Source organism: Shewanella sairae, assembly GCF_023283535.1.
Lineage (GTDB): Bacteria > Pseudomonadota > Gammaproteobacteria > Enterobacterales > Shewanellaceae > Shewanella > Shewanella sairae.
In genome coordinates this window covers 45,270-70,490 of record NZ_JAKILT010000002.1, presented here as the reverse complement: position 1 = coordinate 70,490, position 25,221 = coordinate 45,270, and the positions used below count along the sequence as shown (strand labels likewise).

The window sequence follows — 25,221 nt, the reverse complement described above, 5'->3', positions numbered from 1 at the left end:
GCTGTAAGCTTAAGCTATTAACGTTAAGGCTATTAACGGTAAAGCTTTAGTCATAGCGATTACGTAGGGCTGGAATATCCGTTAAGTATTCAACAAACTCTACTTCATAACCGTCAGGGTCGATAAAATACACGTTGCGTCTGTAAGGGTCATCCATACCGGGTTTTGCAATCTCATAACCCGCAGCTTGGAGCCGACTAATAACGCCATCAAGATCATCAGTGGCATAGGCAAAGTGAGCCAGTCCTACTTGATGCCCGCTCAAGTTGCGGTTATCAGCATCACCATCATCGTTAAAGGTTAAATATTGATAGTCATCGCCAAAGTGCACCCAGTTACGTTCAACACCATGCCAGGTAGACTCGCCGCCACCGCGTATTTGCCAGTGGGGAAATATCGCTTGGTAAAAGTGTAGAGCTGTTGGAATGTCTCTCACGACTAAGTTCAAATGCTCTAAATGAATCATATTACTCTCCTTGTTGTCGTTAATGCTGTTGGTATTTCACCTTATCGTTACTCATTAAGGCTACATGCCGTAACTGTATTCTTGCTGATTGGGATAAACCTGTTGTTGATGGTTAATTCGCACTGATTTTAATGCAGTGCTGTACTGGGCAAGCATATGCAAACTGTAGTCTATGCGCTGGCGTAAATGTAAATCGCGATCTGATTGTGGTTGTGAGCCATTAAGTACATTCTCAGCATCTCGAATAATTAAATGATCAGGTGTCGGGACTAATTTATTATTTTTAAATGCGTTCATTCTAAGCTCTGCAATCGGATAAGCGCCGTTAATGCCGCTAGCAACGCCAACAAGTAACGCGGGTTTATGGGCTGTGTCTTGACTGTTGGACATCAATAAAAAGTTCTTCATTAATGGGGATGCCGTGCCAGCCCACTCTGGGGTAATTAACACCAGTGCATCGGCCCTTTTTATTTGTTGAGCAATTAAAGGCCACTGGCTGCCATCTGCTGATTTTGAGCTAGGGTCACCATCCCAGAATGGCAGTTGGTATTGACTCAATTCGATGTGATTAATCTTAGTAAAAGCTGAGTTTTGTTCCTTGAGGTAGCGGCCAACTTTTGCACTTTGAGACGGGCTTCTTTGGCTTGCACTTACGATAACTAATTCCATTTAAGTAAACCTTTTTGTTTATTTAAGGTTTAAGTAAAGTAGTATCTTTACTTAAGAAAGTAAAGATAAAGTAAATAAAAAAGTTTACTTAATTACTGGGTGAGTAATAATGGCCTTAGTTCAACTGCGCTACTTAGCGCTTTTTATGGGCGTGTAGTTGCCAAAAAGAGATAATGATGAAGACCAGTGATAAGATTTTGCAGATGTTAAAAACCCAAGGTGAGCTAACCGCTAAAGTGATTGCTAGTGAGTTAGGTCTAACGACCATGGGCGTGCGTCAACACCTACAAAGCCTGGAAGAAAGCCAAGATGTGGTGTTTGAAGATAGAAAGGCGACTCGTGGACGACCAACACGCTTCTGGGCGCTGACCCCGCAAAGTAATAGTCATTTCTCAGATCGCCATGAAGATCTGACTGTGCAATTAATCGACTCGGTAAAAGTTGTGTTTGGTGATGGCGGATTAGAGCAGCTGATTAGCCATCGTGAGCAGGCAACTTATACCTTGTATAGCCAAGCGCTGGCGAATGTCGATGGTTTAGAAGCCAAGCTGGATATGCTAGCAAAACTACGTACTGACGAAGGCTATATGGCGACCGTTGAGCAGCATCAAGACGTATATTTCTTGCTAGAAAACCATTGCCCCATATGCGCTGCAGCAACCAAATGTCTAAACTTTTGTCGTTCTGAGCTACAGCTGTTTCAGACCTTGCTACAAGATGATGCGATAGTCAGTCGCGAAGAGCATATTATTGAAGGTGCACGCCGTTGCGCATATAAAGTCGTGCCTCATCGTCAAGGTAATGGTCAATAAGTATGGAATCGAAACGTGCACGCTTAGATAGATTTATTAGCGTTAAAACCGGTGTCAGTAAAAAAAACGTCAGAGTACTTTTAGCGAAGGGCCAAGTGCTGGTAGACGGAGAAATTGCCCGTGACATCGATTTAATTATTGATGAGTTCTCTCATGTCACCATAGATGGGCAGATCCTGCAAGCTTGTCAGCCTAGTTACGTCATGCTGCATAAGCCTATTGGTGTTGTCAGTGCCACAGTCGATGATAAACATAAAACGGTTATCGATTTGCTAGATAGAGATGATAAGCATAGCCTGCATATTGTTGGACGGCTTGATCTGAATACCTCTGGTTTATTACTGCTGACTAATGATGGCCGCTGGTCTAAAAAATTGATGTCGCCAGAGCATAAGGTCGGCAAATTATATCGAGTCCAGCTGCAGAACCCGATTGATGAATCCTATATCGCTGCTTTTGCTAATGGCATGTACTTTGAGTATGAAGACATCACCACATTACCAGCCAAGCTTGAGATTGTGGATGACCACACGGCATTGGTGACACTTATGGAAGGACGTTACCATCAAATAAAACGTATGTTTGGTCGTTTTCGTAATCCGGTTATTGGTCTGCACCGGATCTCTGTAGGCGCGATAACGTTAGACGCGGACCTTTCAGTAGGAGCAAGTCGCGACCTAACTGCAGATGAAGTGCTTAATGCTTAAGTGAGCCCAAGCGTGGCAAAAGTAAAGCAGTTGCTAACCGTAGCACTTGCCATTTGTTTGGCATAGATATCTAAACTGGCTAATGAGATCCCCAGCCTCTCATTAGCCATTGACCCTTTTGGGAGCCTACGGGCTCCCTTTTTTTGGCTATTTCCTGCACAAACGATTTATTTGTCGCTATTGCGAGTTAATGTTCAACTTTGTGAGCTGGTGCAATTTATCGACACTTTCGGATTATTAAATTCATTAATTACTAATGTGCTAATGAGCTACTCTAGCGATCAGTGTCTCGTTTTTGTGAATTTCGAGACATTGATCTGGAACGTGCTTTTTGTTAAATGCTTGATTGCTAATGTTATTGTAAGTCGTTGATTTTTATTGATTATAATCCTGCTATCGAACGCATCAATGGGATGCATAAGCAATAGGAGGTATTTGCTCAGCGTAGTGGCTTCAACTAGAATGCGCGCGCTCAAATTAACTTAATTTAATAATGTGCCTTTAGTGAGGCGCATTTGTTAGTGAATACTTCCTGTAGGGGAACTCAATGTCTACACAACTAGCTAATCCTGCGCCACTTGGTCTAATGGGCTTCGGTATGACTACCGTGCTATTAAACATCCATAACGCAGGCTTTTTCCCAATCGATTCAATGATTTTAGCGATGGGTATTTTCTACGGCGGTCTAGCTCAAGTTATCGTTGGTATCATGTGCTTCAAGCGCGGTGATACTTTCGGTACTACTGCATTTACATCTTACGGTCTATTCTGGTTAACGCTAGTGGGTTTACTAGTAATGCCAAAAATGGGCTTCGCGGCTAGTCCTGCGGCGTTTATGGGTTGGTACTTACTTTTATGGGGCATGTTCACTGCTGCGCTATTTGTAGGTTCACTACGTTACCCACGTGCTAAGCAAGTTGTATTTGCTTCATTAACGATTTTATTCTTCCTACTTGCAGCTCGTGATTTCACTGGTAGCGAGTTAATCGGCACTATCGCTGGTTACGAAGGTATTTTCTGTGGTCTAAGTGCAATTTACTTTGCAATGGCTCAAGTATTAAATGCTGAGTTTGGCCGCGTTATTTTACCAGTAGGCCCAGTTGCCGTTGCTGCATACGAGCCAGCTGCAGAGAAACAAGCCGCTTAAGCTAACCACCAATTATCACTTATCTCCGATAATGCATAGTTAAAAGCGATAAAAAAAGCTGACCAATTGGTCAGCTTTTTTGTATCTGCGGTATAGCGGTTGCTATCACTTACATAGCTATTAACGCTGTTGTAGCTTGAACAACCACTTACCGTATAAGTAAATTCCTACTGCCGAGATAGTACCAATAGCAGCAATAATGTACCAAGCCATACCAATATTGTGGCTGTTGTATAACAGAGTCGTTAGCTCTTGAGCCGGTTCGCCAGTAAAGGCAACTAATGTGGTAAAGGCTTCACCTTGTGGAATGGCGCTAATTTCACTTGCACTCATGCCACGCTCGGCAAGCAATTCTAATGAGAAGATCTCTTTAGATGCATACATCTCATAGAGTTTAGGGCCAAAGTAACCTTCTAATGTCCAGCCGATACCTTGTGGTAGCATCACAAATCCCAGGTACATCGCCTTTTTACCTTCAGGGGCAATGTTACCCATAAATTCATTCTTCTTTGGGCTGATCACCATCTCGCCGAAAGAGAACATCGCAATGGCGAGTACAATCATCCACGCCGCATTGGTCGCGCCAATCAATACGAATGCAAAAATACTTAATAAACAGCCGCCTAGCATAGCAGTGGTAATACGGTATTTAGCGGTTAACGCAGCCACTAAGAAACAGGTAGTCATAATCATACCTGCGTTAAGGTTAAGCATGCCCTCTGGCATCACCTTAGTACCGGTGTTATCAAGGCCGAGCCAGAACTGGAAGATACCGTTTGAGGTGCCTTCTGGACCAAATAGTGAAGTCACAATAACGCTGGTATCTACCCATTCGGCGATATGGATTGGTAGTACGTCAAATAGTGAGTTGAACAGAAACCAGAAACCTGCAAACACTAACATGTAGTAGATAACCACAGGCTTTTTAAGTTCATGCCATGCATCTTTCCAAAGCGCTTCTTGATGGATTTCACCGGCTTTAATTTTACGGTTACGTTCCATGCGCTCCTCTTTTCCTGGCTCTTTATAGGCAAGTAAGAATAGGAAGTTGAGCGAGATAATCGCTGCACAAGCATAGAATACATTGTCCCAAGAAAGCTGGCGCATATGCACCGCAACCAATGGTCCTAAGAAACCACCAATGTTGACCACTTGGTAGAAAATTCCCCAAGCCATAGAGGTATTTTGTCTACCGGTTGATAGCACTAAAGTGCCTTGAATACCGGGTTTAAAAATACCTGTACCACCGGCAAGTAAAATGGCACCAAACAAGAAACCATAGAAACTTGGGAAGAATGCCATCACTAGATAGCCAGCAATCTTGATAAAGGTCGAGGCGAAAATGGTCTCTTTATAACCGACTCGGTCTGAGATCCCGCCGGTAAAGACTGGAATAAAGGTCTGCATAAATGCCCAGATCGCGATAATAATACCGTAATCGCTGAGGCTAATACCTAGACCGCCTTCTGAGGTAGGTGCTTTTGCATATAGACCTGCACTGGCTTTTACGCCGTAGTAAGCAATTCGCTCTACGAGCTCCATGCCACCGACAATCCAAAATATATAACTTAAGCTGGCAATAGAGGCCCACATACCAAGCTGTTTAACTTCCCTTAGGTCGTTATCTGCATAAGTATCTTTCGAATCACTCATAACTTTCCTTCAATTTTTGTAATTATTTATAGTTATTCTGTATGTTTTTATTGTGTTGGTTTTGAGTTTATCGAGCGTGTCACTCTTTATCAAAACGCTGCAAGCTTGTAATTGCAGCAGACACTTTACCTAATTTGTTGTTAAACGCAAAAGTGTTAATTTTCGCTTTAGTGAACCAAGCAGCATTTATTGCCATATCAAAGCGGCGTCAGTTCAGCTGCTTTAATGCAGTCGTTAATAGCGCGAGTAAAGCATCTTAGGCTTTGGAGTTTAAGCTCATTGAGGGGAAGAGGAACAAGGTGTTTGCGAATAAGAGTGAATGTTAACTTTAAATGCTCGGGCTAACATTCACGGTAAAACAGCAAGTTATACTGTTGTAGTTAGTTGATTATCGAGGCAAAAAAAGGCGCTGCGATGACCATAACAATGCCTGTAAATATCATAGTAAGGCTGGCGATAACGCCTTCTTGGCGACCTAGCTCACTGGCTTTAGCTGCACCCGCCCCATGAGCCGATGCGCCAAGGGCAACACCTTTAGCAATCGAGCTGTTAATCTTGGCGACCTTGAATAAAGGTTCGCAGATCAGCATACCGATAATACCGGTGAGCAGTACCAGCATAGCGGTCAGTTCTGGTACACCACCAAATGCATGGGTTGCCTCTACCGCAAAAGGGGTGGACACCGAGCGTACCATTAAGCTATGAGCCAGCTCTGGGGGCAGATGTGTTAGCTTTACTAATAGCCATGATGACGCCAGCCCCATCAATAGCCCTGTTAATACCCCTAAACTTAAGGTGAGTGGATATTGCTTGATTAGCTGACGTTCACGGTAAATGGGTAACGCAAACGCTATGGTGGCTGGCGCTAACATTGCTGCTAACCAATGGCTATAACTGAAGTAATCATCAACATCGATATTAAGTGTGACGACAACTACCAATATCGTTGCTGGGGCAATGATAATCGGCGCAAACCAGATTTTACGTTGGCGGCGGTATAACGCCTTGCTAGCGTAATAACAGGTTAAGGTTAGCAGCAAACAAAACAGACCTATATAAGTGTGGCTCATGCGGCTTTACTCTCATCATTGCTAATATTGTTGCTGACAACTGGTGGTATCTCTTTTGCAATGGGCGTTGCAGTGAGTGTCGCTGAAGCATCAATAAATAACGCTTGAGGCGTGACTTTCTCATGAGCCTGCAGTGGAATGATTTGCGCTTTGGTGGCTCGTTGTTGGCGCTTTAAATTTCGCTGGCTTTCAAATTTAAATAGCTTATCGACAGTAAAAGCAGTTGCAACTAAAACAAAGGTACTTGCTGTTAGCATCGCCGCGATAAGTACCGCTCCATAATGGGCAAGTAGGGCTTGATACTTCACGGCGGCAACGACAGGTGGAATAAAAAATAACAGTAGCTCACCGACTAACCAGGTTGCCCCAATATTGACCCATTTCTCAGGCAGCCATTTTACGCTTAGTAACAGCAGTAAAGTGGCTAAGCCAATGACACTGCCGGGAATGGGGGAGTTAATACTCGTCGCAATGCTTTGGCAACCCCAAGCGAATAGACAAAAACCAACCACTTGTAAGGTGGCAAATGCCTGGTGTTTAAAAGAAGACTTAAAAGCGTGTCGCTTGATTTTGCTAAAGAGTGCCATGGTGACTGTAAATCTTAAGAGCTTTAAAACGTAGCCCTAGTTTACGCTTGCTTATTTAATAGAAAAAATGAATATTAATGATGTAATCTATAAAAAATGGTTATCTAAATGGATCTCAAATCGCTACAGTATTTTACGCAAGTGGTCGACGCGGGGGGCTTTGCTAAGGCAAGTCGTATCGTATTTTTGACTCAACCAGCACTTTCTAAAGCGATAAAAATGCTAGAAGAAGAGCTGGATATGGTGTTGTTAGAGCGGGGAAAGCGCGGTACGCAAATCAAGCTAACTTCAGCTGGTGAGGTCGTTTATCGACACGCACAGCAATTACTTGCAGGGCGTAAAGCACTGTTGGTCGAACTCGATAGTCTGCGTCACTTAACGGGCGGCAGCTTGAAGTTGGGTTTAGCCCCCCTAGGCAGTGCAGAGCTTTTTGCGCCGGTTATAGCTAAGTTTAGGCAGCTTTATCCTAAAGTGGATATGCAGTTATTGGTGCGTGGTGGTGTAGAGCAAACCATGGCGCTACAAAGAAATGAAATTGAACTAGCAACCGGGATTATTGCGTTTGATGGTGAGTTTGATGGCTTACGTATACGCAATGACCCTATGGTGGTTGTGGTGCCTAAAACCCATCCACTGGCGGGGTATAAACAGCTGCAGCTTAAAGATTTACAGTCACTAGCACAGGTGATGTTTGAGCCGGAATATGCGCTTTATGAATTGATCCTAGATGCCTGCGATAAAGCCGGCTTTGTCCCAGCAGAAATTACCCGAGTGAGTCACGCAGACTTTGGTATTGCGCTGGTGGCTGCCGGCACGGGGATTATGGTGTTGCCGCAAATCATTGCCGAGCGCTACCGGGTTGATGCTGTGGTTAACGTGCCACTTGCCAGTGAAGATTTGCGCTGGGAGTTGTCGCTATTTTGGCGTAAACAGCAAAGCTTGTCGTTTGCTGCAGAGGCGATGATAGAGCTAGTAAAGCAGCAGCTTGAACATAGTTAAAAGAGCCAAATAGGTGAGTGGTAAAGTAGACACTAGAGTGGGTATATAAAGTCTAACATTTGTTAGGCTTTATATACGCAGCAGCATGTTTAGCACCTGTTTACCGCGCTCTTATTACACTATTTAGTCACTACCCAGAGTGCGTGTAATAAACCGGGAATAAAGAACAACAGACATAAAATAATATTGATAAGTAAGTCTTTACCTACGCCACTTTTTAGAAATACAGCGACTGGCGGCAGTAAAATAGCGATGATGATGAGTAATAGCTTATTGGTGTCCATAGATCGATGTCCTTTTATTCCTATATTCCACTCACACTTTAAAGGCTGCGAGCGGTTTAGTGGTAAGAGGCGATTAAACGCTATATCAAACTTACTCCATATCTATTTTTTTGCAAATAAAGTGTCTGCTTATCTATATCCAATGATTCACTCTAACTCTCTGCAGTATCTATGATGGTTGTATTGCGCTGTAATATGTGACCTATATCAATAATTTAGCGTGTTGGTTTATCATTTATATACCAAATTGAGGCAATTTCTCTATGCTGCATGCGGCTCACATTATTAGCTGCAAATTATCTGCAACTATGGGCCAACGACTTCTACCATTCTTAAGGGCAACCCGACACTAGGGATTTATATGTCTGTAAAAATTGACCAGTTAGACCGAGAAGAAATTCGCCAGCCGAATCATTCTTCACCGAGCTTTATCTCTGCATTTAAATCAGTACGATTTCAGCTGAAACTTATTGTAGTGTTAACTGTTATGTCGTTTGTATTTCTGGGATACAAAGGAGTATCCGGAATGCAAGATGCCGGGGAGTCGATAGGACAGCTGCATGCCCAGGGCATGCAGCTAAGTATTAATGCTGGTCAAACACTTACAGAATTGGCTACTGCACGAAGTGAGCTATTGTTGGCATTCCAACATGATCCAAGTTCTGCGTTTTCAGAAATGCATAATCATCCACTTGCCTTGCACATTACTCAAGCTCAAAATGCGCTTGTGCAATTGCAAGACATTGTTGAAAACAAAATCTTGCAAGCAGATTTAGCAGACGATGAGCGTAACCAAGCTAACCGTTTGCAAAGCTTGCTAGAGCAAGTAATAAGAGTGGGCTTCTCGCCAACAATAAACTCATTGCAAAATAGCCGCTATGAAGAGGCTAATGAGACTTTGTTGAATCAAATTAATCCACTTTTTAAAAGAATTACTGAAGAAGCACAGTCATTCTTAGCGTTACAAATTGCAGAGGGCGAAGAGACCTTCACGCAGTTTAATGACAACATGCAGACCTATATTATTTTAGTGGCGCTGTTTTCAAGTATCAGTATGTTATTGATCGCAGTGAGTTTAACCCTCATAAGAAAACGGGTTGCTAAGTCAGTTATCGAGTTAGAGAAAACGGCAATAGATATTGCTGGTGGTGATTTAACCAAGCGCATTGATATTGATGGTGACGACGAGTTTTCGCATATTGCTGTATACGTAAATCAAATCGCAGCGGGTTTTCAACATGCGATACAAAATACTCATGAGTCAACCTCTCGTCTTGCAAGTGCTGCTGAAGAAAACTCGGTAGTTTCAAGCCAAACACAACGTAATGTTGTTGAACAGCAGCAGCAAACTCAGCAGATTGCTGCTGCGATTCATCAATTTACAGCTACAGTTAGAGAGGTAGCACAAAGCGCTGAAGCTGCGGCTGCAACATCGACTGAAGCGAATAGTGCTGCGCATCAAGGGCAAAGTGTGGTGACAGAAAGTATTACTGTTATTGAAACCCTTTCTGTTGAAATGGATGGGGCGACAGAAGCGATGCATGTGCTCTCTAAGTCGTCTGATGAAATTGGCTCAGTAGTTGATGTTATTCAAGGTATTTCAGAGCAAACTAATTTACTGGCGCTAAACGCGGCGATTGAAGCGGCTCGAGCGGGTGAGCAGGGTAGAGGCTTTGCGGTTGTTGCTGATGAAGTGCGCTCGTTAGCTAAACGCACCCAGGACTCGACTGAAGAGATCCAAAAGATGATTCAGCGTTTACAGCAAGGAGCTCGTGATTCGATGCTAATGATGCAACGAGGCACAGAGCAAGCAAAGTTGAGCGTGAGTAAATCACAGCAAGCAGGTGAAGCTCTGCAGCATATTATGAGCAGTATTGAGCAGATAAATGCCTTAAATATGCAGATTGCGACGGCTTCAGAAGAGCAAAGTTTGGTGACTGAAGAGATCAATCGCAATATCATCAATATTAGTGATATCTCAGATCAAACTGCGGCAGGAGCCGAGCAAACTCAAGCATCAACGCATGAGCTGGCAAGCCTTGCTGAATCTATGCAACAAGAGATTGCTTACTACCGAGTGTAGCTCGCGAGTCGTTTGAAAAATGAGGTAATAAAAAGGGCTGTCGATAACAGCCCTTTTTTATTGACTCGCTTCCGCGATGGAAGCGAGTGTTAAACTTACTTCGAGTTAGCCTTCTAGCTTAGCAAGTTCAGATTTTTGCTCTGTAAGCTTGTCCATATCGCGTTGGTATTCAGCTTGCTTAGCACGTTCTTTTTCAATGACGGCTGCAGGGGCTTTAGCAACAAAACCTTGGTTTGATAGCTTACCTTCGATGCGTGCAAACTCAGCTTGTGCTTTTTCTAATAGCTTGTCGATACGCGCCACTTCTTTAGCGACATCGATTAGGCCTGCCATTGGGATCAATAGCTCCATGTTGCCCACTAACTGTGTAGTCGACATTGGTGCTGTTTCACCGTCAGCTAGAATCGTCATAGACTCAAGCTTAGCTAGCGTCTTGAAGAAAGTTTGGTTAGCTTCAAGGCGTGCCTTATCTTGCTCGCTCACGCCACGTAGTAGTGCGTTTAGTGGCTTAGATGGCGCAATGTTTAGCTCAGCACGGATGTTACGTACAGCAACAATCACTTGCTTAACCCATTCCAAATCTTCCATTGCTGTTGCATCAACTTTATCAGCTTGGAACTCTGGGAACTGAGCAAGCATTAAAGTATCACCTTCAACACCGGCAAGTGGTTTAACACGCTGCCAGATTGTCTCGGTTAGGTAAGGCATGATTGGGTGCATTAGACGCTGCATTTGCTCTAGTACGTTAACCAAAGTATGGCGAGTACCACGAAGCTGTGCGTCAGTGCCACTTTGCATCACAGGTTTAGTTAGCTCTAAGTACCAGTCACAGAACTGGTTCCAAGTGAACTCGTAAATCGTGTTAGCTGCTAAGTCGAAACGGTAGTTAGCCATGTGCTCGTCATAGGCTTTAACTGTTTCATTGAACAGACCGATAATCCAGCGATCTGCAAGAGATAACTCCATCTCGCCGCCATTTTGTCCGCAATCGAGTGCTTCACCAATTGCATCATCTGCAGAGTCTTCAGCCTGTACTTCAGTGTTCATTAACACGTAGCGAGAGGCATTCCAGATCTTGTTACAGAAGCTACGGTAACCATCTAGGCGCTTCATGTCCCAGTTGATGTCGCGGCCAGTTGATGCCATAGAAGCAAGGGTAAAGCGCAGTGCGTCAGTACCATGGGGTTCAATACCATCAGCAAACTCTTTACGCGTGCTCTTTTCAATCTTAGCGGCAAGCTGTGGCTGCATCATGTTGCCAGTACGCTTTTCAACTAAAGATTCAAGATCGATACCGTCAATCATGTCTAGTGGGTCAAGTACGTTACCCTTAGACTTAGACATCTTGTTACCCGCTTCATCACGGATAAGGCCGGTAACATATACCGTCTTAAACGGAACTTGCGGCTTGCCGTTTTCATCTTTGATGAAGTGCATGGTCATCATGATCATGCGGGCAACCCAGAAGAAGATGATGTCAAAGCCCGTAACCAACACATCAGTTGGGTGGAAAGCTTTTAGCTCAGCGGTATCTTCTGGCCAGCCTAGTGTTGAGAAGGTCCACAATGCAGAGCTGAACCAAGTATCGAGTACGTCAGCGTCTTGGCGCAGAACCACTGAGTCGTCAAGCTTGTGCTTAGCACGAACTTCAGCTTCATCACGGCCAACGTAAACCTTACCGGCTTCGTCGTACCATGCTGGGATACGGTGACCCCACCAAAGCTGACGTGAAATACACCAATCTTGAATGTCACGCATCCAAGAGTTGTACATGTTCTCGTATTGCTGTGGTACAAACTTGATGTCACCGTTTTCAACGGCTTCCATCGCAGTCTTAGCCATAGGTGCAACAGCAACATACCACTGGTCTGTTAATAGTGGCTCGATAACAACGCCAGAGCGGTCACCATAAGGAACCTTTAATGCGTGTGGATCGATTTTGCCGAGTAGACCTAGTGTTTCAAATTCTTCAACGATAGCAGTACGTGCCTTGAAGCGTTCAAGACCTACGTAACGCTCTGGAAGGCTGTTATCTAAATCGTTGTTGGCTGTGCCGTCAGTATTTACAACTTCAGCGTTTGAGCGAATAGCCGCATCAATCGTTAGGATGTTGTACATAGGTAGTTCGTGACGCTTACCAACTTCATAGTCGTTAAAGTCGTGCGCTGGAGTGATTTTCACACAACCTGTACCGAACTCCATATCCACATAATCGTCAGCAACAATTGGGATAAGACGGTTAACGATTGGTAGTAGAATAAACTTACCGATCAGCGACTGGTAACGCTCGTCTTCTGGGTGAACCGCAACCGCGCTGTCACCTAACATGGTTTCTGGGCGTGTGGTTGCTACTTCTAGGTAATCTTTACCGTCAGCAGTTAACGCGCCATCGGCTAGCGGGTAGCGGAAGTGCCACATGCTGCCTTGCTTTTCTTTGTTCTCAACTTCTAAGTCAGAGATAGCCGTGTGCAGGGTTGGATCCCAGTTAACTAGACGCTTACCACGGTAAATTAGGTCATCTTCGTATAGGCGTACAAACACTTCTTGTACGGCATCAGACATGCCTTCGTCCATGGTGAAACGCTCACGATCCCAATCGACAGATGCGCCAAGACGACGTAGCTGTTTAGTGATGGTGCCACCAGATTGCTCTTTCCAGTCCCAGATACGGTCAATGAAGTTTTCACGACCAAGATCGTGACGGCTTAAACCTTCTTCCGCAGCGACTTTACGCTCAACCAACATTTGCGTTGCGATACCAGCGTGGTCAGTACCGACCTGCCAAAGGGTGTTTTTACCCTTCATACGTTGGTAACGGGTCAAAGTATCCATGATGGTATCTTGGAAGGCGTGGCCCATGTGCAAGCTACCCGTCACGTTTGGTGGCGGGATCATGATGCAATAATTGCCTTGAGACTCATCGCCGTGTGGCTTGAAGTAACCTTTCTCTTCCCAGCTTTGGTAAAGAGACTGTTCTATAGACTGCGGGTTATATGTTTTTTCCATGGGAGCGTGTTTATCTCAAACTAAAAATTAATAGGTTGTGTTGCTAAGTCTTGGGTCGTTAACGCTATCCCAAGGCTGCGATACTGTCTGTAGCGATCGCGGGCAACCGCTTTATGGCTATCGTCATTAGCAACGAAATCGATAATCTGGTTAAAGTTTACCGCAAATTGCGGCACTTGGTCTGCAAGATTAATCAGAAGATGACGTTTTTTGTTAGCCCCAAGTCTATCAAAACCAATTTCTACTGGTGCACCGCCTAACGAGCCTTCACCTTTGAGGTTATGCGGCACGAAAGATTGTGGTTCAAATTGCCAAAGTAATTCATCAATCGCATAAGCTTGCTGTTGATCTTGGCAATGAATGTAGACTAGCTCTTGTTGAGTAAAGGCTCGCTGCGCTAGTTGGCAGGCAAGAAAATATACTTGCTCCAGCGCTGATTTAGACGCGGCTGGTGCGTGCTGTACATCCTTAGGCAACAGATAAAACTGAGCTTGAGTCTGACTTGGCGACATGCTTAAAACCTGCTTGAAGACCTGCTCGAAGAGATAGTTTGCTATAGCTTCGGCTTTTGGCTGACGAAAGAGAGGATTTTACACTAAAAGTCGCTCAGAGATCAGCCTCTAATCTTGGTTTTCTTTAATGCTAAAGACGATTGATTGAACTACGGATCTCAGGCTTGATGATTTACGGGGATTTTGACCTAAAATAAACGCTTAATTTTACTAATAGTCTGGCTGTCGCTACACTCCACTTAATTGTCGATATTAGTCCATATTATGAAATTCTCCGAGCTAAACCTTTGCACCGAAATCTTATCTAATCTACCCAATAATCTGTTTGCAGCTACTGAAATTCAAAAGCTTGCCATCCCAGCAGTCCTCGCCGGAAAAGACCTACTGGCGTTAGCGCAAACGGGTAGCGGTAAGACCTATGCCTTTGGTTTACCTATGGTGCAAACCCTGATTAACAATAATCACTGTGAGATTGAAGGGCTAGTGATAGTGCCAACACGAGAGTTGGCACAGCAAGTCGCGACAACAATAAGCTTGCTGTCTAGCTGTATTGCAGTGACAGTTTTATGTGGTGGCATTGATAAAACGGCTCAAATAAGCGCGTTACAGCAAGCGCAATCATTGAATAAGCCGCAACTTGTGGTGGCAACGCCGGGCAGGTTACTTGACTTATTGCAACAGCAAAGCCTTTCTCTGAGCGCCGTTAAACAACTGGTGTTAGATGAAGCTGACAGACTAATGGATATGGGCTTTTGGCCGGATGTTGAACGTATTCTGAGCTTTGTTCCTTTGAGCAGACAGACCTTGTTGTTTTCAGCCACCTTGGCAGCAGAGTTAAATGATAAAGCGGTTAACTTGCTACGCCAGCCAGTCAAGGTGAGTGCGCAAGCTGTAAACAGCGTGGTGAGCGACATTAAGGAGTCGCTCTATTTAGTCAATAAAGGTGATAAGGCAAGGGCGTTAATTGCTCTTGTATTAGCCAATCAATGGTCGCAGGTATTAGTGTTTATTAATGCTAAAGATGACGCCGACAAGCTCACTAAACGTTTGGTTAAGGCTGGGATTAATGCATCAGCGCTGCATGGTGATAAAGAGCACCAGCAAAGAGAGCAAACCCTTAGCGATTTTAAAGCCGGCGAGTTACAAGTATTGGTGACCACAGATCTGTTGTCGCGGGGGATCCATATTGATGCCTTGCCAGTGGTGATAAACCTTGAACTGCCAACTAGTGCTCCTGTGTATGTACACAGAATTGGCCGTACAGCACGAGCGGGAGCCAATGGCATTGCCATTTCACTTGTGTGCCATGGCGAGTCGGATAGTCTGGCGGCAATTGAAGCATTAACGCAGCGTAAATTTAAGCTTGAAGCGTTAACTGGGTTTGAAGTCACTGACAAACCGTCATCAGGTGCAAGCAAGCGCGCACCGCGGGATAAAAAGGCCAATCGCCGTAGTCAAAATAAACGCAGTGCCAAAGACTTTGTCAGTAAAAAGCCAAGCTTTAGTAGAAAGTAACCGATAGCCTCGCTCTTTGTGCTTGGGGCTACTTATCTTTTGCGGATTAAGTTATTTAGGCTGATTATTGCTTAGGTCGATCTCGAGCTCCTGCAAGGCGACCAAAAAACTGAGGTAAGCCGATATTTTTGCGTACATGCTCAGCCCAGAAGGCTCCAGCGATGAAGCCAACAGCAGCCCAAACTAGGATAATATTTGAATAGACTGATCCTGATTGCAGGCTGAAAGCAACACCGATAAACGCACCTAGTAGTGTTGGTGATGCTGCAACGGCAAGCCATTGTAATGTGTGTACAAACCATCCGATAAACTTCATAGATTGTCCTTAATCTAGAGATTGCAAGATACCCCAATATTGCAAACTCCATTATTTTTAGCAATCGTTTACTGATGCAATGTTATAACTTGAGAATGGACTACGCATGACTTTAGCTTGCGTCGCCATCAATATATCCTGGTTGTTTTTCATGCGACAAGGCATTGGCTTACGCTGATAATGTTGCCGTTTCAGATAATAATTTAATCGCTCACATTGTCTAATTTATTAGCTGGTGCGTTATCTGCATTGCGGATATACTCCGCGCTCGCGCAAATAGTGGTTGGTCATTATACTTAAATTTGCTTAGGTTGGTTTGCTATCACCTAAGTCGAAATAATTAAACGCAGTAATAAGTTAGGTGTGTTTTTAGTTTTAGGATAGGTGCTAAATGAGCTTCTTTGATAATGCTGTCATTATATTACTCCTCATCGGAGTCAGTTGTTTTTTCTCTATGTCGGAAATTGCGCTCGCGGCTGGCCGTAAAATTCGTTTGCGCCAATTATCGAGTGAAGGTGATATTCGCGCCGATAAAGTGCTTTTGCTACAAGAGCAGCCAGGTAACTTCTTTACTGTGGTGCAAATAGGCTTAAACGCCGTTGCGATTATGGGCGGTATAGTGGGTGAGTCAGCATTTACACCACATATTCATGCCTTTTTATCTTCATGGCTAGAGGGCCCTTGGCTCGATAAAACCAGTTTCTTATTATCATTTGCTTTAGTGACTAGCTTATTTATTTTAATTGCTGACCTTATCCCTAAGCGTTTAGCAATGGCCTTTCCTGAAAAAGTCGCCATGACCTTTGTCGGTCCTATGATGGTTTGCATTGTCGTATTAAAGCCACTGGTGTGGTTTTTTAATGGTTCAGCCAACTTTGTGTTTCGTGTGTTTCAAGTACAAACTGCGCGCAATGATGCCGTCACCTCTGATGATATTTATGCGGTGATGGATGCTGGCGCTGAGGCTGGCGTACTTGATAAAGGCGATCAACTGATGATGGAAAAAGTGTTTGAGATGCAAACCATTCCAGTTACCGCTGCTATGACTGCTCGTGAAAGTTTGGCTTATTTTTTACTACAAGATAGTGAGGATGAGATCAAAACTAAAATTGCGGAGCAACCACATTCAAACTTTCTTGTGTGTGATGAACAGTTAGACACTGTAGTGGGTATTGTTAATGCCAAAAAGCTACTGATTTACTTGATTAATGGCGAAAAGATTAGCCTTAAAGATAAAAACCTTGTTACCAATTGCTTTATTATTCCCGATACTTTGAGCCTTTCAGAGTCGATGGATTACTTTAAAAATAGTCGTGCTGACTTTGCAATTGTTATGAATGAATACTCGCTTGTTGTCGGCGTTGTTACCGCTAAAGATCTGCAAGATGCGGTGATGGGGGCTTGGTCGTTGCCTGAGAGTGAAGAGCAGATTATTGCTCGTGACGAACGCTCCTGGTTAATGGATGGTGTAACACCGATTATTGATGTGATGCGTGCACTTGATATTGAAGAGTTTCCGCAAAATCATAACTATGAAACCATCGCTGGTTTTATGATGTTTATGTTGCGTAAAATTCCTAAATGTACCGACTCCGTGATTCATGCTGGGTACAAGTTTGAAGTGGTTGACGTTGATAGCTACAAAGTCGATCAGTTGCTTGTTACCCGTATTGATGAGCAGCAAGTACCAGAAGTATTAGAAATTAAAAGCTAGCATTACTTTCAATCATACTAGTGCGTTGAGGTGTTTCGTTTACGCTGTTAACTTTGAATGATGGGCTAGTCCTAGTCCATCTTCCTGGCTTTGGTCTGAAACTTTATGGCTGTTGTAGTCTAGTGTAAAAGCTTCAAACTCATGGGCTTCTGCAGGCCGATGAAAATAATAGCCTTGATAATTGTTGCAACCAATTTGCTGCAGCAATGCCTGTTGTTCAGCGGATTCCACGCCTTCGGCAATGACATTGAACTTTAAGCTATTGGCAAGATTAACAATCGTTTTAGATATAGCAATATCACTTTCATCCTCGAGTAGGTCTTTAACAAAAGATTTATCAATTTTGAGTTGAGCAAGGGGAAGTGATTTTAAGTAACAAAGCGATGAGAAACCGGTACCAAAATCATCGAGTGAGAACAGCACCCCATAGTTTGCAAGCTCATTCATTACCGCAATAGTCGCATCGATATTTTCAATAAATATGCTCTCAGTGATTTCTAGTTTTAACCTACCAGGCTTAATCTCAAAACGAGCCACCAACTGCTTTATATAATCGCTAAAGCCTTCATGTAGCAGCTGTACCGCACTTACGTTTATCGATAGCGTTAATTGGCTAAACTCAGGAATATTCGCCCAAAGTTGCAGTTTTTGGCAGCCGTCATGAAGGATTTTTTCTCCCACAGGGATGATAAGTCCAGTCTCCTCTAACTGCGGAATAAAGTTATCTGGATAGATAATGCCTTGTTTAGGATGAAACCAACGCAAAAGGGCTTCGGCACCTATCACACCATTATTATTTGATACTTGTGCTTGATAAAAGAGGCTAAATTCATCATTAATAATGGCGTGTTCTAAATCACTTTCCATTTGTTTACGTTGTAAGATTTCTATCTGCATTTGTGGATCGTAGAAACTAATATTATTGCGACCCGATTCTTTTACTTTGTACATGGCGAGCTCTGCTTGTTTGATTAAGTCTTCAATACAAACGGCTTGCTCGTTAAACAGAGTCATACCAATACTTGCAGTCAGTTTAAAAGTTACCTCATTGACTGCCAGTGGTTGCTGAATTTTCTGCATCAGTTTTCTGGCAATGGATTTCCCCTGTTGCATCGCTTGAATTTTGTCGTTGGAAATATGAGGGAGAAACACCATAAATTTGTCACCACCAAGCCGGCAGGCAGTGGCTTCAGGGTCTAAGCTCAAGCTGATTCTATTTGCGAGCGCAATAAGTACATGATCGCCTACGTTATGATCATTCAAATCATTGACCGCTTTAAAATAGTCTATATCGACAAAGAGCAGGCAGGCAAAAGACTTTAATTTTCGGTTTAATACCAAAGATTGGCTAAGCCTATCTTTAAGCAGGCGTCGATTAGGTAGCTTAGTGAGGTGGTCAAAATATGCCAGCTCGTAGATTTTATTTTCGGACATCTTACTTTGAGTGATATCGATATTAGAGCCGACTAAACGGATAGCAATATTTTGGTTATCGGTAATGACTTTAGCTGATGCTTGAATATTTCTGATTTCACCGTCACCTCTAATAATGCGGAATTCACTATCAAAATTTTCACCAGTGCTGACCGCTTTATTGAAGTCGTTAACGGCTTGGGCGAGATCTTCTGGGTGAACGCTTTTTTCCCAAATTTTATAGGCTGCTTGGGTTTCATTAGGACAAATACCGTAAATCTTGTACATCCAGTTATCCCAGTGCAGTGACTGGGTTTTTAAGTCGTAATCCCAGATACCTATTTGGGCTGCATCAGCAGCGATAGATAAGCGTTGTTGGCTTTTTATCAGTTCTTCTTTAGCGAGGACTTCTTCATGGCTCAGCATTACGTAGTTAGCGCTATCAATCTGAATTTTATTGGCGGATAGCTGAAAGAAGTGATTACAATCTTTTTCTTCGCAGCGATACTCAATTTTAACAAAATCAAGCTCTTGATTGAGCATCACTTCTAAAGTCCGTGTGATACTGGTTTCATCGCTATTGCCGTCAATGGCTTCTTGTTGATGTAATTTTAGGTAGTCTATGCCAACCCAATCATTAATATTGAATCGCTTAAAGCACACAAAGTCTTTCCAGCTGTTATTGACGACCTGTATTACGCCTGCCGAGTCAATAATAGCGATAGGGTTTGACAGTAAGTCTATGACTTCTGTGTATTGGCTAGCTTCAAGGCGCTTATGGCATATTTGATTCACAATTTACTATTCCTTTAGTGACTAATGAATACGGGATTTATGAAAAGATGCTGGTATAAACTCCATTTTGAATACTGACTTAACTTTAGTCGAAAAATATTGTTAGTGCTGCACAAACTGCAGCTAAAGATGTCGCTTAGATATTGGTTTGGGAATATCAACGTACGCCCCATAGTGTTGTGAGTGGGGCGTTTAGTGGAGTCGGTTAACCCTGTTTGATTGAAAGCTGATGCTTTTCAGCCTTAAGTTTCCAGTTTTTGTGCCAATCAGTTAAGCGCTCAACAGGCATAGGTGCTGCGATATAGTAACCTTGGGCAAGAGGGCAAGCAAAGGATTGGAGTTGTTGCCAAAGTTCTTTACTTTCAACACCTTCTGCTACGCAGTTTAGTTCTAAACGGCGACTAAGCAGGAGGCAGGCTTCTACGATAGCTGCCGCGGTTTTACTTTGTAGTATCTCTCTAACAAAGCTCATGTCTATTTTTAGTGAATCAAATGGTAGAGCATCAAGTAAAGATAAAGATGAGTAACCTGTACCAAAATCATCTATCGATAACTTAAAGCCGTACATAGATAAACGCGATGCTGACTCAAGTGCTTTAGCTGTATTTTCTAACGCGTCAGTTTCGGTGATTTCAAAGTAAATTTGTTTATTTAGCAGAGGGTGATCTGCTGCAATTGCCAGCACGCTATCAACGAAATGATTATGCATCAGGGTTGTAGGTGTAATGTTTACCGCAACGGCTCGGCCAGCTAAAAACTGCTGCGCTTGTATTATGTAGTTAATGCTGAGTAGTGCCAATTCAGCATCTTTTTGCATTGTGCCTAGTAAAGGCAAAAAACTAGCCGGTGGTAAAATACCAAGTAGCGGGTGCTCGAAGCGAATTAGTGCCTCACAAGATATCCAGTGTGCAGTCTCTAATGAGACCAGAGGTTGGAAGTAGGGTTTTATCCAGCCTTGATTTAGGGCTTGTTCTAACTCACTTTCAGTGAAATTGGTGCGGGTTAAATCACTGCGACCATATTGATTAGAAGGAGTAAGGCTCTCTCGGTAAGCGGTACCTAAAAGCGCGTTTAGCGTGTCACTTTTAACAGGTTTGCTTATCGCACCTATTACGTTCAGCTGATAACTCGCACACATTTTTTGTACGCTATCTAATACCAGTTGGCTACTCGCACTGGTAATAATAATTGAGCCCAAAAAAGGTTGTTCACTGATATGCCGCAAAAAGGTGATGCCATCCATCTCGGGCATCTTGAGATCGCATAGCAATACATCAGGCTTAAAGCTTGCCATTATCTCTAGGGCTTCTATGCCTGAACTTGCTGTTTTTACTTGTGAGATCTTGGCTGCGGTGATGCGTTCAAGTTGCATTTGCATCGCGGCTCGTTGGAATTCATGATCTTCAATCAATAGAATTTTCATTTGAGTTGCTTTACCTGCTCAGAAACCTTACTCAGTAATTGTTGAATGTGCATAAATTGATATTCAACAGCTTCAGCGTTCTGTGCTGTAGCAGCCGCTTCTAGATGACCGCAGCTTTCAGTCAAAGATTCACACTCAATAACGCCTGACGCCCCTTTTAGTTTATGCGCACAGAGTGCCACGGCAAGGTAATCAGCCTGTTTTACGGCTAGGGTCAACTGTTGAAGATCTAAATTGCTAGTAACAATGAACTTATTGAGCAAGCTAATACAAAGCGCTAAGTCGCCAAAGTTGGCTTGCAAAGCATCAATGTTAATGACGGCTGTGGTTTCGTCTAGCCCGTGAGGAGTCACTGCATCGTTTTCTGTTGTACTTGCAAGCAGTTGGCTACCGACTGGTTGCAAGTAGCAATCAAGAATACTTTGTAGCTTAGCTAATGTGACTGGTTTTATCAGGTAATCATCGAAACCTAGTTGGTGACAGCGGTCCTTTTCATTCGACATGGCATTAGCTGTTAGTGCGATAATCGGCAGGTGCTTTTCTTGCGTTAACTCTAGCTGTCTAATCGCGCTGGCTAAGCCGTAACCATCTAATTCTGGCATATGGCAATCCGTCAATAGAAGGCTATATTTCGTTTCGTTATATGCGGCTAATGCTTGTTTTCCGTTATCAAAAATATCTGCAAAATAGCCTAATTTACTGAGCTGCATTCTAATAACATCTTGGTTTATCGGATGGTCTTCTGCTACCAAAATGAGTTTGTTTGACGCTAAAGCTTGCTCCCGCGTTAAACCCGATGTGTGGTCATCTTGTGTGTTTGTATATTGGCTTTCAAACACTTCAGGTTTAGTTATCAGGTGTAGTAATTGCTCTGGAATAATAGGGTTAATAGATAACGTCCAGCCCAGCGAGGTTGGCACTGGAGATAATAAACTCTGATTTTTTAATAAGATAACTTGAATGGCTGGGAAGTTACGCTTAAACCACGTTGCTGTAATCATGTGTTGTTCACACCAAGTGTCAGCAATAAGAAGTATGTCGATATCGGCTTTGGTAATTGATGTTGCCAACGCGGCTTTATGCTCAATTCCTTGTAGATTAAATGGCGTACCGCCCCAGCTAGCAAGGTATTCAGAGAGCATATCAAGGTTACTTTCATCTGAGTGCATGATGCCGCAGCGTTTATTAATGGCTGCGGGAACTTCGACTGCAGCAATGGCAAAAGTAAGGTTCAACCTGAAAGTACTGCCGTGACCATAAGTGCTGGAAACTGAGATCTCGCCGCCCATTAGTTTGATGAGTTGTTCACATATAGATAAACCAAGTCCTGTGCCACTAAAGCGACGCTCACTGCTTAAATCCACTTGCTCAAAGGGGAGAAAAAGTTTGCTTATATAATCTTCATTGATACCGATACCGCTATCAGTAACAGCAAAGCTGATCGTTTGCTGTTTATCTGTCGATGAGAGTAAATCGACAGATAGCCATATCTCACCTTGAGTTGTAAATTTTGACGCATTATTAAGCAGATTGTTTAGCACTTGCTTTAAGCGCAAATTGTCGAATGTGAATGAATAAGCCAGCTTTGGATCTAGCCAAAGCCTAAACTTGAGTCCTTTTCGTTCAACATGAGCGATATGAGGCTGCACGAGTTCGCATATAAAGCCACTTAGGTTATGGCTTTCTGGGTTTAACTCTAATTTTCCGGCTTCAATTTTCGAGAAGTCTAGAACATCATTAACAATGTTGAGTAAGTTACTGCCTGAATGCGTTAGGTTCTTATGGATCCCTTGTAACTCTTTATTATTGATATGCTCTGGCATCAGTTCCAATAAGCTTAAAATACCACTAATAGGAGTGCGGATTTCATGGCTCATCATAGCCAAGAATCGTGATTTTGCCTCAGTAGCAGCCTCTGCCTGGAGTCGTGCCTCATCAAGCTCTGCTTGCTTTTCTTTAAGCAGAGAAATATCAACTAAGGTGAAAGTCCAATGCCTATTACGATCGACTTTAGTGCATACGCCAGTGAGCTGGAACCATAAGGTTTTGCCGGCAATAGTTAGCTTGAGGGTCGTGTATAAAGAGTCTGAGAATCGAGATGCCTCAATGTCCTGTAAAAATTCGTAGTTGTCGGCATGTTCACGTAAAAAGCCCAACAATATAGATGGGTTTTGGTAGAGTTGTTCAGGGGTCAGTCCAAGATATTTTTCGATATTGGCGCTCACATAGCTCCAAGTAATATCGTCTATATCATCACCATAGCGTATTAGTTGAGCGACGATGCCGCCAAAGTTACTGTTGACGAGGCGCAGCTCTTTTTCAACACTGTGTCTTTGTGATATTTCATTTTTTAGTTTTCGGTTTGAGTAAACGATAACGAAAAAAACAGTCGAAATACCCCCAAAAATGAGGAATAGCCAAGTAGGGAGTTTTTCAAATGAAAAGTCGGAGTTGATACTAATGTCATTCCATTTATGCTCAATGGCTTGCAATTCATCCTCATCAATTGAGCTTTTCGCTTTATTTAATATCGACAATAAAACAGGGTTATTTTGATTCACCGCAAAGCTGACAAAACGGTTTTGTTGCTCAAGTGGATTAGGTATGACTTTTAACTGGCCGAAATAACGTTCACTTATCACGCCGCTGGACATGGAAAGTGGCAGAATCCCCACGTTAACTTTGCCGTCGATTACGGCATTAAGGAGATGCTTAGTTGAGTTGTAGACGGTTACATCAGCATTAGGGAAGTTAGTTTCAGCTTTAACCTGTTGAGCATGCTTGTTTAACACAGCGACCTTTTTACTACTCTTTAGCTGTGCTTTAGTTAAGTTAGTAGAGGCTACTGCAATCCAAGGATCTTCCGTATAAGCGGAAGCGCACTGTACTGCCGTTATTGTATTCGGCTCACAAGTATAGGCAGGGATTAATTCAAAGCTATTTTCACTGAAGTACTTTTCGATATTTTGACCGTGAAACTCGGTCGCTTCAATTTTAACCCCAAGCTTGTTGCTGATGACCTCTAATAAATCTGCACTCATACCGTCCATTTCGCCGTCATTGTTGGTGAAGGCAAATGGATAGTTGTCAGCAGAGTAAAGGACTTGTATCACCTCTTTTTGCCTAATAGCATCAAGTTCAGACTCAGTTAGATTTAACCCTTGTCGTTGATAGATGTATTTGACCTGTGAGCTGGTTAACCAAGCATCATATAACTTATCAAACGTTTCACTTGGAAGCGCTTTTAGGGCTGCATCGAGTTTACTCAGTAGCGCCTCATTGCTGTGTAGACCTGCAAAGTGCAGGCTTTCATAGGGCATATTACTAATCAGGTGAATATTGAGATTATTGGCTTCATCTTGATGCGTATGGATGTAATCTAGGGTAATGGCATTACCGATATACGCATCAGTGGTGCCGTTCAGCACTGACTTATAAGCTTGCTGACTATCAAGAAAATTAGCGATTTTTACTTGGCTAGTATAGGTCCTGAGCAGCTCATTAATTGCAAAGCCCTTTTCGGTTGCGATGACTTGGCCTTGTAAATTAAGCAGATTAAAGTTGTCTTTTTGGTAGGTTACACCAGCCTTAGGTACAAGCATTAGCGACGAGCTAAAGCTTAACCAAGTCGTTCTCTCTGGGGTTTTTGACGCGCCCATGACAATATCAACCTCGCCCTGTTTGACAGCCCTTAGAACTTGTTCATAACTCGGGTAGATAACAACGTCAATCTCATAGCCCGCATTTTTGGTGATCTCTTGTAATAGTGAAGGCAGAAGGCCGATCGCCTTTTTGTCTTTACTGACATAGGTGAAAGGCTGCCAATCGGATGCAGGGTAGCCGACTTTGATAACGTTATTGCTATCAATAGCAGAAGGGGCATTAGTCTTGTCGCTTGCACTGATAGATAAAGAAACAGAAACTAAAAGTATGAGCAATAGTGCCTGACGCATATTACAGCCTATATTGGGTTTTACAGTCATTAGTAAACTTGAAGTGTGTTACACAGGTAGCGGTACATTGATTTACGCCGAACTAGCGGCCAATCGT

19 protein-coding genes are annotated in these 25,221 nt (G+C 43.1%); 7 read left to right on the top strand and 12 right to left on the bottom strand.

The genetic code is table 11. The features are described from left to right. Positions 1-46 precede the first annotated feature (46 nt). Both L2748_RS01105 and L2748_RS01100 read right to left on the bottom strand, forming a co-directional pair. Positions 47-466: a VOC family protein gene (locus L2748_RS01105; RefSeq protein ID WP_220779320.1), complete on the bottom strand. Its 420-nt coding sequence runs from the start codon at positions 464-466 to the stop codon at positions 47-49. Positions 467-526: 60 nt separating this feature from the next. After that, entirely contained in the window at positions 527-1,135 is a 609-nt protein-coding gene (locus L2748_RS01100) for an NADPH-dependent FMN reductase (RefSeq protein ID WP_220779321.1), read from the bottom strand. A gap of 176 nt (positions 1,136-1,311) precedes the next feature. Between L2748_RS01100 and L2748_RS01095 the strand changes: the two genes are divergently transcribed. From L2748_RS01095 to L2748_RS01085, 3 genes are all read left to right on the top strand, one after another. Beyond that, positions 1,312-1,947 (top strand): helix-turn-helix transcriptional regulator, encoded by a 636-nt coding sequence (locus L2748_RS01095; RefSeq protein WP_220779323.1) that lies wholly within the window; start codon positions 1,312-1,314, stop codon positions 1,945-1,947. Positions 1,948-1,949: 2 nt separating this feature from the next. Then, a complete protein-coding gene (locus L2748_RS01090) occupies positions 1,950-2,654 on the top strand; it encodes a pseudouridine synthase (protein WP_220779325.1) in 705 nt (234 codons plus the stop codon). Positions 2,655-3,201: 547 nt separating this feature from the next. Next, the gene (locus tag L2748_RS01085; protein WP_220779327.1) at positions 3,202-3,801 is read left to right on the top strand and encodes an acetate uptake transporter; all 600 of its coding nucleotides are present in this window, start codon (positions 3,202-3,204) and stop codon (positions 3,799-3,801) included. Positions 3,802-3,921: 120 nt separating this feature from the next. Here L2748_RS01085 and L2748_RS01080 read toward each other — a convergent pair whose 3' ends face one another. From L2748_RS01080 to L2748_RS01070, 3 genes are all read right to left on the bottom strand, one after another. After that, a complete protein-coding gene (locus tag L2748_RS01080; RefSeq protein ID WP_220779329.1) occupies positions 3,922-5,454 on the bottom strand; it encodes an MFS transporter in 1,533 nt (510 codons plus the stop codon). Between the two features lie 380 nt (positions 5,455-5,834). Then, entirely contained in the window at positions 5,835-6,524 is a 690-nt protein-coding gene (locus L2748_RS01075) for an LrgB family protein (RefSeq protein ID WP_220779331.1), read from the bottom strand. After that, on the bottom strand, positions 6,521-7,111 hold the full coding sequence (locus L2748_RS01070) for a CidA/LrgA family protein (protein ID WP_220779333.1): 591 nt from the start codon (positions 7,109-7,111) through the stop codon (positions 6,521-6,523). The genes L2748_RS01075 and L2748_RS01070 overlap by 4 nt, the downstream gene beginning before the upstream one ends. A 108-nt stretch (positions 7,112-7,219) precedes the next feature. On the opposite strand from L2748_RS01070, the gene L2748_RS01065 reads away from it, so the two are divergent. Next, positions 7,220-8,110, top strand: a complete 891-nt coding sequence (locus L2748_RS01065) for a LysR family transcriptional regulator (RefSeq protein ID WP_220779335.1) — start codon at positions 7,220-7,222, stop codon at positions 8,108-8,110. 119 nt (positions 8,111-8,229) lie between these two features. Here the strand turns inward: L2748_RS01065 and L2748_RS01060 are convergent, their stop codons facing one another. Further along, positions 8,230-8,394 (bottom strand): YqaE/Pmp3 family membrane protein, encoded by a 165-nt coding sequence (locus tag L2748_RS01060; RefSeq protein ID WP_012144718.1) that lies wholly within the window; start codon positions 8,392-8,394, stop codon positions 8,230-8,232. A gap of 361 nt (positions 8,395-8,755) precedes the next feature. Between L2748_RS01060 and L2748_RS01055 the strand changes: the two genes are divergently transcribed. Further along, complete coding sequence (locus L2748_RS01055; RefSeq protein WP_220779337.1) at positions 8,756-10,477, top strand: methyl-accepting chemotaxis protein; 1,722 nt, start codon at positions 8,756-8,758, stop codon at positions 10,475-10,477. Between the two features lie 105 nt (positions 10,478-10,582). On the opposite strand, the gene L2748_RS01050 is transcribed toward L2748_RS01055, so the two are convergent. Together L2748_RS01050 and L2748_RS01045 are read right to left on the bottom strand one after the other, a co-directional pair. After that, entirely contained in the window at positions 10,583-13,483 is a 2,901-nt protein-coding gene (locus L2748_RS01050) for a valine--tRNA ligase (protein WP_220779345.1), read from the bottom strand. A gap of 20 nt (positions 13,484-13,503) precedes the next feature. After that, entirely contained in the window at positions 13,504-13,995 is a 492-nt protein-coding gene (locus L2748_RS01045) for a DNA polymerase III subunit chi (RefSeq protein WP_220779347.1), read from the bottom strand. Between the two features lie 264 nt (positions 13,996-14,259). On the opposite strand from L2748_RS01045, the gene L2748_RS01040 reads away from it, so the two are divergent. Then, complete coding sequence (locus tag L2748_RS01040) at positions 14,260-15,510, top strand: DEAD/DEAH box helicase (protein WP_220779355.1); 1,251 nt, start codon at positions 14,260-14,262, stop codon at positions 15,508-15,510. Positions 15,511-15,574: 64 nt separating this feature from the next. Here the strand turns inward: L2748_RS01040 and L2748_RS01035 are convergent, their stop codons facing one another. Continuing rightward, complete coding sequence (locus L2748_RS01035) at positions 15,575-15,826, bottom strand: hypothetical protein (protein WP_220779357.1); 252 nt, start codon at positions 15,824-15,826, stop codon at positions 15,575-15,577. Positions 15,827-16,217: 391 nt separating this feature from the next. Between L2748_RS01035 and paeA the strand changes: the two genes are divergently transcribed. Continuing rightward, a complete protein-coding gene (paeA, locus tag L2748_RS01030) occupies positions 16,218-17,540 on the top strand; it encodes a polyamine export protein PaeA (protein WP_220779359.1) in 1,323 nt (440 codons plus the stop codon). A 39-nt stretch (positions 17,541-17,579) separates the two neighbouring features. Here paeA and L2748_RS01025 read toward each other — a convergent pair whose 3' ends face one another. From L2748_RS01025 to L2748_RS01015, 3 genes are all read right to left on the bottom strand, one after another. Continuing rightward, positions 17,580-19,748 (bottom strand): putative bifunctional diguanylate cyclase/phosphodiesterase, encoded by a 2,169-nt coding sequence (locus L2748_RS01025; protein WP_220779361.1) that lies wholly within the window; start codon positions 19,746-19,748, stop codon positions 17,580-17,582. A gap of 205 nt (positions 19,749-19,953) precedes the next feature. Further along, complete coding sequence (locus tag L2748_RS01020) at positions 19,954-21,171, bottom strand: EAL domain-containing response regulator (protein WP_220779363.1); 1,218 nt, start codon at positions 21,169-21,171, stop codon at positions 19,954-19,956. Further along, positions 21,168-25,154: a transporter substrate-binding domain-containing protein gene (locus tag L2748_RS01015; protein WP_220779365.1), complete on the bottom strand. Its 3,987-nt coding sequence runs from the start codon at positions 25,152-25,154 to the stop codon at positions 21,168-21,170. The genes L2748_RS01020 and L2748_RS01015 overlap by 4 nt, the downstream gene beginning before the upstream one ends. Between the last annotated feature and the right edge of the window lie 67 nt (positions 25,155-25,221).

Bases quoted from the DNA above. Each gene is read 5' to 3' on its own strand.
- L2748_RS01105 (WP_220779320.1), bottom strand. From the start codon at position 466: ATGATTCATTTAGAGCATTTGAACTTAGTCGTGAGAGACATTCCAACA.
- L2748_RS01100 (WP_220779321.1), bottom strand. From the start codon at position 1,135: ATGGAATTAGTTATCGTAAGTGCAAGCCAAAGAAGCCCGTCTCAAAGT.
- L2748_RS01095 (WP_220779323.1), top strand. From the start codon at position 1,312: ATGAAGACCAGTGATAAGATTTTGCAGATGTTAAAAACCCAAGGTGAG.
- L2748_RS01090 (WP_220779325.1), top strand. From the start codon at position 1,950: ATGGAATCGAAACGTGCACGCTTAGATAGATTTATTAGCGTTAAAACC.
- L2748_RS01085 (WP_220779327.1), top strand. From the start codon at position 3,202: ATGTCTACACAACTAGCTAATCCTGCGCCACTTGGTCTAATGGGCTTC.
- L2748_RS01080 (WP_220779329.1), bottom strand. From the start codon at position 5,454: ATGAGTGATTCGAAAGATACTTATGCAGATAACGACCTAAGGGAAGTT.
- L2748_RS01075 (WP_220779331.1), bottom strand. From the start codon at position 6,524: ATGAGCCACACTTATATAGGTCTGTTTTGTTTGCTGCTAACCTTAACC.
- L2748_RS01070 (WP_220779333.1), bottom strand. From the start codon at position 7,111: ATGGCACTCTTTAGCAAAATCAAGCGACACGCTTTTAAGTCTTCTTTT.
- L2748_RS01065 (WP_220779335.1), top strand. From the start codon at position 7,220: ATGGATCTCAAATCGCTACAGTATTTTACGCAAGTGGTCGACGCGGGG.
- L2748_RS01060 (WP_012144718.1), bottom strand. From the start codon at position 8,394: ATGGACACCAATAAGCTATTACTCATCATCATCGCTATTTTACTGCCG.
- L2748_RS01055 (WP_220779337.1), top strand. From the start codon at position 8,756: ATGTCTGTAAAAATTGACCAGTTAGACCGAGAAGAAATTCGCCAGCCG.
- L2748_RS01050 (WP_220779345.1), bottom strand. From the start codon at position 13,483: ATGGAAAAAACATATAACCCGCAGTCTATAGAACAGTCTCTTTACCAA.
- L2748_RS01045 (WP_220779347.1), bottom strand. From the start codon at position 13,995: ATGTCGCCAAGTCAGACTCAAGCTCAGTTTTATCTGTTGCCTAAGGAT.
- L2748_RS01040 (WP_220779355.1), top strand. From the start codon at position 14,260: ATGAAATTCTCCGAGCTAAACCTTTGCACCGAAATCTTATCTAATCTA.
- L2748_RS01035 (WP_220779357.1), bottom strand. From the start codon at position 15,826: ATGAAGTTTATCGGATGGTTTGTACACACATTACAATGGCTTGCCGTT.
- paeA (WP_220779359.1), top strand. From the start codon at position 16,218: ATGAGCTTCTTTGATAATGCTGTCATTATATTACTCCTCATCGGAGTC.
- L2748_RS01020 (WP_220779363.1), bottom strand. From the start codon at position 21,171: ATGAAAATTCTATTGATTGAAGATCATGAATTCCAACGAGCCGCGATG.
- L2748_RS01015 (WP_220779365.1), bottom strand. From the start codon at position 25,154: ATGACTGTAAAACCCAATATAGGCTGTAATATGCGTCAGGCACTATTG.